The following is an 8,764-nucleotide window of genomic DNA, read 5'->3' as shown; positions in this document are numbered from 1 at the left end:
CTGGTAGTGTGGTTACGTACAGTTTACACGACAGAAACGCTATGAGTTTTTTTGTTGCACTATATTTTACAATTTATTGATAACTAAAATGATTATGCTTGATGTCTTTGATCACGCTGTTATCGCGCGGTTACTAGAGAATTAACTTGTCAGTCCATAACGGTTTATCATCTGTTAAAGACTATAAAAAAACACTCCTTGTTTCTAGTGTACTAGATGTCAACAGGAGTGTTTTATTTCGTTTCATTTTGGCAGTTGAGGTTAAACTTTTTCTCGTTTACTCGGCACTGCTGTCACTAGCTAGCTCTTTACCGAGTTTGATGATATAGTCTTTGAGTTGATCTTTAACTTGAGGGTGTTTAAGGGCGTAGTCGATAGAGGTCGTCATAAAACCAAACTTGTCACCGACATCATACCGTTTGCCTGTAAAGACACGAGCAAAGACCCGCTGAGTCTTGTTTAAGGCATCGATAGCATCTGTTAGTTGCACTTCGCCACCAGCCCCGGGTTCTTGTTTTTCTAGTAGGTCAAAAATCTCTGGTGTCAAGAGATACCGACCGATGATGGCCAAATCAGATGGGGCCTCCTCAGGCTTTGGCTTCTCGACAAAGGTATCAACGCTGTAAAGACCGTGAACACTCTCGCCGTGAGGGGCGATGACGCCATAAGCTGACACCTCTTCATGCGGTACCTGCATGACGGCGATGGTTGAAGCATGGGTATTCTCATAGTCGTTGATTAACTGCTTGGTCAATGGCAGAGCAGTCTCGTCAGTAATGTCCATGAGGTCATCCCCTAGCATGACCACAAAGGGTTCGTTGCCAACAAAGGCTTTGGCTTGCAAGACCGCATCTCCAAGACCTCGTGGGTGGCTCTGACGGATAAAGTGCAGGCGAATACCTGTTGTTTCGTCTACCAATTTAAGCAAGTCATGCTTGCCTTTTGCTTTGAGGTTATACTCTAGCTCAAAGTTTGAGTCGAAGTGATCCTCGATAGAGCGCTTGGACTTACCAGTCACCACTAGGATGTCTTCGATACCTGATTTTAAGGCCTCTTCAACGATGAACTGGATGGTTGGCTTGTCCACGATGGGCAACATTTCTTTGGCAAGCGCCTTGGTGGCAGGGAGGAAGCGTGTTCCTAGACCAGCGGCTGGGATAATAGCCTTTCTGACTTTTTTCATGATGGTTCTCCTTTTTGTTTTTGAAAATGAAAGTTGGGCTCAATCGATAAATTTATGAGAGGTCGATGAAGGGTTAGCTTACTTAGGTGTAATTCAATTAGTTAAAAGCCAACTGTTTGAGGTTGCAGCTGTGAGGGCTGTTAACTACTTAAATTAACCTATCAAATGATTACCTAGCCACTGATGATGCCAAGTCGTCAAGTCTCATGGGGATCGAAACAACCAGCAGTGGCTTATGGCGTTACATTGCTTAATGAGTTTGTACAGGGGCAACTCTAGTGCTGACAAAACAAATCACAAGTTTGCTCCCAAGTACTGCGTCACTAAAACAGAGGGACTGGAACATTTGTCCAGATTCTGTCTAAGTTGAGGACTAACGATGAGTGTCAAGCCCACTCATCCTCGGAACGAAACTCGTTTGACATCATGTTTAGGACTGTTTCCTTGATTGGGGCATTCTCGTAGATGGCCTGATAAATAGCAGTAGTGATGGGCATATAGACACCGAGCTCTTGAGCAATTTCGTAGGCGACCTTTGTTGTTGATAAGCCTTCGATGACCATACCCATATTGGCTTCGATATCAGCGAGTTTTTCACCACGCCCTAGCGCATCACCTGCTCGCCAGTTACGGGAATGAACGGATGTTCCTGTGACAATCAAGTCTCCTACTCCTGATAAACCGCTGTAGGTCAGGGGATTTGCCCCCAACTTGACACCGAGACGGGTTATTTCTGCCAGGCCCCGTGTAATAATAGCGGCTTTAGCATTGTCCCCAAAACCGAGACCATGAAGAACGCCAGCACCAACAGCGATGATGTTTTTGAGGGCACCAGCTGTCTCAACACCGATGACATCCGTATTGGTGTAGAGGCGGAAGTAGTGGTTGCTAAAGAGCTCTTGCGCATACTTGGCAGCAGTCAAGTCTTTAGATGCAGTGGTGATGAGGGTGATGTCCCGAACAATGGTTTCTTCAGCGTGACTAGGTCCTGAGACGACGACAATTTCACTGCGAAGGGTCTCTGGGATTTCTTCCTCCAAGATAGTAGATAGGCGCTCGTGAGTGCCAGGTTCAAGACCTTTTGAAGCGTGCATAACGATAACCTTATGATCAAGAACGGCTGCGACTTGTTTGGCAACCAAACGCGTAACTTTGGTTGGCACAACAAAGAGCACTGCATCAACACCTGCCAAAGCTCCTGCCAAGTCAGTGTAGGCGACAATATTCTCATCCAGTACAATGTCCTTGAAATAATGGTTATTGGTATGGTGGGTATTAATCTCGTCAATCTGAGCAGGGATATTGCCCCAGAGACGGACGGTGTGACCGTTATCATTGAGTACCTGAGCCAGGGCGGTTCCCCATGAACCCGGTCCTAAGACGGCGATGGTTTGTTTGTCCATACGACCTCCTAAAAAGCTGTTTTTTCCATTATATCATAAGTTTAATACTTTTCCTATCACCTACTGTATCTCTTGGTTTTGTGAAAACATCTTGAAAATTACAAGAAAACAAGCTTTTTCCCTTGACAATAGTCCTCATAAGAACTAAAATAGTTTCTATGAAAACTAATGGAGGGTGATATGGGACATCCACTATCAGATATTCGTCTGATTTTGCATAGACTAGAGACTATCTGTGAGGAGATGGCAAGGGAAAACGGCATCGAGCATTTGGCTGGTCCACAAGGGCATGTGCTCATGTTTCTCAGTCGCAGGGACAAGCAGGAAATTTTTGTCAAAGACATCGAGCAGGAGTTGAAGATTTCCAAATCTGTGGCTAGTAATCTCGTCAAGCGCATGGTCAAAAATGGCTTTATCGAGATTGTACCGTCGGTGTCTGATCGGCGCTACAAGCAGGTGCTGTTGACCGACTTGGGACGAGAAAAAATCCAGCCTTTGACCACTTTTCGTGAGGAAATGCGGCAGTCGATTTTCAAAGGAATTTCCAGTCAAGACTTTGCGGTCCTTCATCAGGTGCTCCATCAGTTGACAGAAAATATCACCGCTTATACAGGAGGAAAAGATGCTTAAACGCGCTATTTTACGCTACAAATGGTACGCCCTAGGTTCTGTGCTTATGGTGTCCACCGTGGTTATCAGCAGTCTCTTGCAGCCCAGCTATTTGCAAGATGTCCTAGAGGCTGTCTTGATGAATGACCAAGAAAAAATATCAGAAGTCGGTGTTTGGCTTCTAACGATTGCAGGGATTGGGCTCTTAGCAGGAGCTATCAACACGGCTCTGGCGTCTAAAATCGCTCAAGGCGTGTCTGCGGATATTCGGGAGGAAGCCTTTCGTAAGATTCAGAGCTTTTCCTATGCCAACATCGAGACCTTTAACGCCGGGAATTTGGTCGTTCGTTTGACCAATGATATCAACCAAATCCAGAACTTGATGATGATGACTTTCACAGTGCTCATGCGGGTGCCTTTACTCTTTATCGGTGCTTTTATCATGGCGGTCAAAACCATGCCTGACCTCTGGTGGATGATCATCGTGATGATTATCTTGATTGGTGCGATTATGGCCGTCGTGATGAGCCAAATGGCGCCTCGCTTTGGGAAATTCCAATCCTTGATGGATACGATTAACCGTATCGCTAAGGAAAATCTACGTGGCGCTCGGGTGGTCAAATCCTTTGTTCAGGAAAAGAACCAATACACCAAATTCAAAGAAACCTCTAATGAGCTTTTAGGGCTAAACCTCTTCATCGGGTATGGTTTTTCAGTGATGCAACCCCTATTAATGTTTATTTCTTATATGGCGGTTTTTGTGTCTATTTATTTGGTATCAGGGATGGTAGAGACCGAGCCTAAAGTAGTCGGTGGAATTGCTTCTTTCATGAGTTACCTTATGCAGATCATGTTTTCCATCATCATGGCGAGCTTTATGGGTATGCAGGCTAGTCGGGCAGCTATTTCTATCAAGCGGATTGGTGAGGTACTCGATACAGAGCCTGCTATGACATTTATGAACGGATCAGATGAGGACTTGACTGGTAGTATCGTCTTTGACAAGGTGAGCTTTACCTACCCACATGATACCGAACCCATGCTCAAGGAGATTTCCTTTACTATTGAAGCAGGACAGATGGTCGGGGTGGTCGGAGCGACTGGAGCTGGTAAGTCTACTCTAGCTCAGATGATTCCACGTCTTTTTGACCCGCAGGAGGGGACAATCTTCATCGGTGGCAAGGACATCAAGACGCTTAGCCAAAATACCCTAAGAGAGACGGTATCGATTGTCCTGCAAAAGGCGATTCTCTTTTCAGGCACTATCGCGGATAATCTGCGGCAAGGGAAGATGGGTGCCGACCTAGACGCTCTGAACCGTGCGGCTAGCATTGCCCAAGCCAAGGAATTTATCGACCGCATGGATGACCGCTATGAGAGCCAAGTCGAAGAGCGGGGCAACAACTTCTCAGGTGGGCAAAAGCAGCGCATGTCCATCGCTCGTGGGGTAATTGGTCAGCCGAAAATCTTGGTCTTGGATGACTCCACATCAGCTCTTGACGCCAAGTCTGAAAAGCTGGTGCAGGAAGCCCTTAACCACGATCTCAAAGGTACGACCACAGTCATCATCGCCCAGAAGATTTCTTCTGTGGTTCGCGCGGACAAGATTTTGGTGCTGGATGAGGGGCGCTTGATTGGTCAAGGAACCCATGCCGAATTGGTGCAATCAAATGTTGTTTACCGTGAGATCTACGAGACGCAGAAAGGACAGGAGGACTAAGATGAAGACAGCACGTTTTTTCTGGTTTTATTTCAAACGCTATAAACTTTCCTTTGCAGTGATTTTTGCGGCAGTGGTGCTGGCGACCTACTTGCAGGTCAAAACGCCTGTCCTCATCGGAGAGGCACTAGGTGCTCTGGGGGAGTTGGCGCAGCAATACATGGTCGCTAAGCAGACAGGTATTGCCAATTTCAGTCCCGATATGGGAACCTTTAATGGGGTCATGGGCCTGCTCTTTCAAGCCTATCTCTTCACCGTTGTGGCCAATTTGGTCTACAGCCTGCTCTTTACCCGCATCGTGGCGCACTCGACCAACCGTATGCGCAAGGGGCTGTTTGGAAAGTTAGAACGCTTGACCATTCAATTTTTCGATACCCACAAGGACGGGGACATTCTATCTCGCTTTACCAGTGATTTGGACAATATCCAGAATGCTTTTAACCAGTCCTTGACCCAAGTGGTGTCCAACGCTGCTCTCTATGTGGGGATGGTCTGGATGATGTTCCGCCAAGATACACGTTTGGCTTGGTTGACGGTGGCGTCAACGCCTGTGGCCCTGCTCTTTCTGGTTGTCATCATCCGCCTAGCCCGCAAGTACAGCAATCTCCAGCAGGCGGCTGTCAGCAAGCTCAATGCCTATATGGACGAGAAGATTTCAGGGCAAAAGGCCATCATCGTCCAAGGCATTCAGCAAGAGACCATCGACGGCTTCTTGACCTTGAATGAAGAGGTGCGTCGCACCACCTTCAAAGGACGTCTTTTTGGTGGTTTGCTCTTTCCTGTCATGAATGGCATGAGCTTGGTCAATACGGCGATTGTGATTTTCATCGGTTCTTCGATGGTCTTGGACGATACGAGCTTGACCACGGCAACAGCGCTGGGCTTGGTGGTGACCTTTGTCCAGTATTCGCAGCAGTACTACCAGCCCATGATGCAGATTGCTTCCAGCTGGGCGGAGTTGCAGCTGGCCTTTACAGGAGCTCATCGGATTCAGGAGATGTTTGACCAAGAAGAGGAAGTCCGTCCTGATAAAGCGCCGCTATTTACCGAATTGAGCCAAGGTGTCGAGATCGACAATATCAACTTTAGCTATGTGCCAGACAAGCCTGTCCTCAAAGGGGTGTCTATCTCTGCGCCTAAGGGCAAGATGGTAGCGGTCGTTGGGCCGACGGGCTCTGGCAAGACCACCATCATGAACCTCATGAACCGTTTCTACGATGTGGATAGTGGCAGCATTCGCTTTGATGGACGTGATATCCGAGACTATGATTTGGATAGCCTCCGCAGCAAGGTCGGTATCGTCTTGCAGGAGTCGGTGCTCTTCTCAGGCACCATCGCAGACAATATCCTCTTTGGGGCAGAAGGTGTCAGTCAGGAGATGGTGGAGACCGCTGCTCGTGCCACCCATATCCATGACTTTATCATGAGCCTGCCAGATGGCTATGAGACTTACGTGACCGATGATGAAAATGTCTTCTCGACAGGGCAAAAGCAGCTGATTTCTATCGCACGAACTCTCTTGACCAATCCGCAGGTGCTCATCCTTGATGAGGCAACCTCAAACGTCGATACGGTGACCGAGAGCAAGATTCAACAGGCCATGGAGGCAGTGGTAGCAGGGCGGACCAGCTTTGTCATCGCCCACCGTCTCAAGACCATCTTGAAAGCAGACGAGATCATCGTCCTCAAGGATGGTGAGGTGCTGGAGCGGGGCAACCATCGTGAACTCCTTAGACAAAATGGCTTTTATGCCGAACTCTACCACAACCAGTTTGTGTTTGAATAAGACAAAAAACTCTCTCTTGGCGGGAGTTTTTTGTCTGAAAAAATTGAAAATGAATACAGATTTTTAACGAATATTTAAGTAAGATAATTTGTTCAAGGACTAGTAGGTATATTGATGGCAGTTATTCAAGTTAGCAATCAACAAAATGTTAAAAATAAAAGTTGATTTTTTCCAATCAGTTACGAATAAGTTATTAGAACACTTCAAAGGAGAAAAGAGATGACAGATATGATTCAAGTCTCTAAAGTGTCCAAGGCATTTGGTGAGAACGTAGCTCTATCGCAGATTAGTTTTACAGTAGAAGAAGGAACAATTTTTGGTTTTCTTGGACCATCTGGTTCGGGGAAGACAACTTTGATTAGGATTTTGACCAACCAGTTACTTTCTGACAGTGGTGAGAGTTATTTGTTAGGAAAATCTTCTAGGGAACTGGAACCAGCCGACTTTGAAGCCTTAGGCATTGTGAGTGATCAGAGTGGTTTTTTTGAAAAACTGACGCTTTATAAGAATATGCAGGCCTATGCTAAGTTTTATGGTGTTGGAAAGGAGAGGGTTGATGACCTACTCCAGCAGGTTGGACTTTACGATTGTCGGCACACGGTGGCTGAACGCTTATCTACTGGTATGAAGCAACGGCTATTTTTGGCTAGAGCCTTAATTAACAGACCACGACTTCTTTTTTTGGATGAGCCTACTAGTGGTTTAGATCCTGCGACTTCAATGAAAATCCATAAGTTATTAGAAGAGTTAAGGGAGCAAGGTACAACCATCTTTCTAACCACACATGACATGGCAGAGGCAAGTCTTTTATGCAATAGAATCGCTCTACTCCATCGTGGGCAGTTGGTTGAATCGGGTCGTCCAGATGAATTAATTCGGAGATACACCACAACAAAGCAATTAAAAATTATTGATAATGTCGGCAATGAACGGCTATTGACTTTTTCCGATGTACAACCTAGTGACTTAGAGACCGCTTTTTCGGTTCATTCTTGTGAACCAAATTTGGCAGACATTTTTATCGCATTGACAGGAGAACAACTTCATGATTAGACGACTATTAGCCCTTATCTGGCTACGGACACAGATTTTGATAACGAATAAAAATCTATTAATTCAATTTTTGTTTCCTTATTTGCTACTAGCACTTTACCGTTTTGTCTTGAAAGCTGAAGGTATTCAGGTATTATTTATGACCCTACCCTTGGGCTTGTCAATGTCAAGTGGGACAACGGTATCGAGTATGATTGCGGAAGAGAAAGAAAAAAGGAATCTATCAACTCTCCTTTTGAGTGGTGTTGGCCAAGGAGAATACCTCTTATCGGTACTGTTTTATCCCATGTTATTGACAGCAATTAATATTATGTTATTGCCTATCTTATCCAAGGTCCAACTTGGTGCTCACGTGATGTCTTATCTTGTTATCAGCTTGTTGACTGCATTAGCTGTAGTTCTGATCAATGTGATTATTGGTTTTTTATCGGAGACCCAAACTCAGGCTCAGATTAATAGCATGCCTGTCATGTTATTCCTATCGCTTGGACCTATTTTGGCTCAAGCTAGCCAAAAAATCGATAGAGTGTTGTCTTATACATTTTTTGGAGCTTTTTCAGACTTGTCTCGAGACCTCACAATTAATCTAGACAGGTATTCTATGATGAGTTTAGTGATTTGGGTTTTAGGATTATCACTCCTGTCTTATCTTGTGTTAAGACGGATTGGGACTAAGGAAAAGCTATCTGTTTCAAGGCAAGTAGTTCAGTTAAAAAAGATATTCAAAGTTGTCTAGGAACTAGTTGCTTGGTATTAATAAAGTAGGAAGGAGATTACGATGTATATCATGCTTGTAGGTATTGGTTGGATCCTTTATTTCCAATGAGGAGATAAAGAATTTAATTAAAAAAGTTATAACTCTAGAGGAAAGGAGAGAAGTTTATGGGCGTATTTATTATTGGCGTTGCTATTGGTATCTATTTGTATTGCAAATAATGAAAAGGCACCCCTTTTCTGTACAATTTTTATAAAGTGTTTTTGTTAAGCGATAACTCGCTTAACCATAGGTG

General features: G+C 45.1%; 7 protein-coding genes. 5 read left to right on the top strand and 2 right to left on the bottom strand.

Going from position 1 to position 8,764, the window contains the following annotated elements:
* Window positions 1-277: 277 nt before the first annotated feature.
* Together galU and ACERC8_RS09335 are read right to left on the bottom strand one after the other, a co-directional pair.
* A complete protein-coding gene (gene galU / locus ACERC8_RS09340) occupies window positions 278-1,183 on the bottom strand; it encodes a UTP--glucose-1-phosphate uridylyltransferase GalU (protein ID WP_373659617.1) in 906 nt (301 codons plus the stop codon).
* A gap of 386 nt (window positions 1,184-1,569) precedes the next feature.
* Entirely contained in the window at window positions 1,570-2,586 is a 1,017-nt protein-coding gene (locus ACERC8_RS09335) for an NAD(P)H-dependent glycerol-3-phosphate dehydrogenase (RefSeq protein WP_373659616.1), read from the bottom strand.
* Between the two features lie 180 nt (window positions 2,587-2,766).
* On the opposite strand from ACERC8_RS09335, the gene ACERC8_RS09330 reads away from it, so the two are divergent.
* From ACERC8_RS09330 to ACERC8_RS09310, 5 genes are all read left to right on the top strand, one after another.
* Window positions 2,767-3,216, top strand: coding sequence for a MarR family winged helix-turn-helix transcriptional regulator (locus ACERC8_RS09330; RefSeq protein WP_373659615.1), 450 nt, complete (start codon window positions 2,767-2,769; stop codon window positions 3,214-3,216).
* Entirely contained in the window at window positions 3,209-4,915 is a 1,707-nt protein-coding gene (locus ACERC8_RS09325) for an ABC transporter ATP-binding protein (RefSeq protein ID WP_373659614.1), read from the top strand. Before ACERC8_RS09330 ends, ACERC8_RS09325 begins: the two co-directional genes overlap by 8 nt.
* Window position 4,916: 1 nt before the next feature.
* On the top strand, window positions 4,917-6,701 hold the full coding sequence (locus ACERC8_RS09320; RefSeq protein WP_373659613.1) for an ABC transporter ATP-binding protein: 1,785 nt from the start codon (window positions 4,917-4,919) through the stop codon (window positions 6,699-6,701).
* Window positions 6,702-6,929: 228 nt separating this feature from the next.
* Entirely contained in the window at window positions 6,930-7,754 is an 825-nt protein-coding gene (locus ACERC8_RS09315; RefSeq protein WP_373659618.1) for an ABC transporter ATP-binding protein, read from the top strand.
* On the top strand, window positions 7,747-8,490 hold the full coding sequence (locus tag ACERC8_RS09310) for an ABC transporter permease (RefSeq protein WP_373659612.1): 744 nt from the start codon (window positions 7,747-7,749) through the stop codon (window positions 8,488-8,490). The genes ACERC8_RS09315 and ACERC8_RS09310 overlap by 8 nt, the downstream gene beginning before the upstream one ends.
* The last annotated feature ends 274 nt before the right edge of the window (window positions 8,491-8,764 follow it).

Source organism: Streptococcus sp. E29BA (assembly GCF_041807805.1).
Taxonomy (GTDB): domain Bacteria; phylum Bacillota; class Bacilli; order Lactobacillales; family Streptococcaceae; genus Streptococcus; species Streptococcus entericus.
The sequence above is the reverse complement of the archived record's forward strand: the minus strand, read 5'-3'. Positions and strand labels throughout refer to the sequence as shown.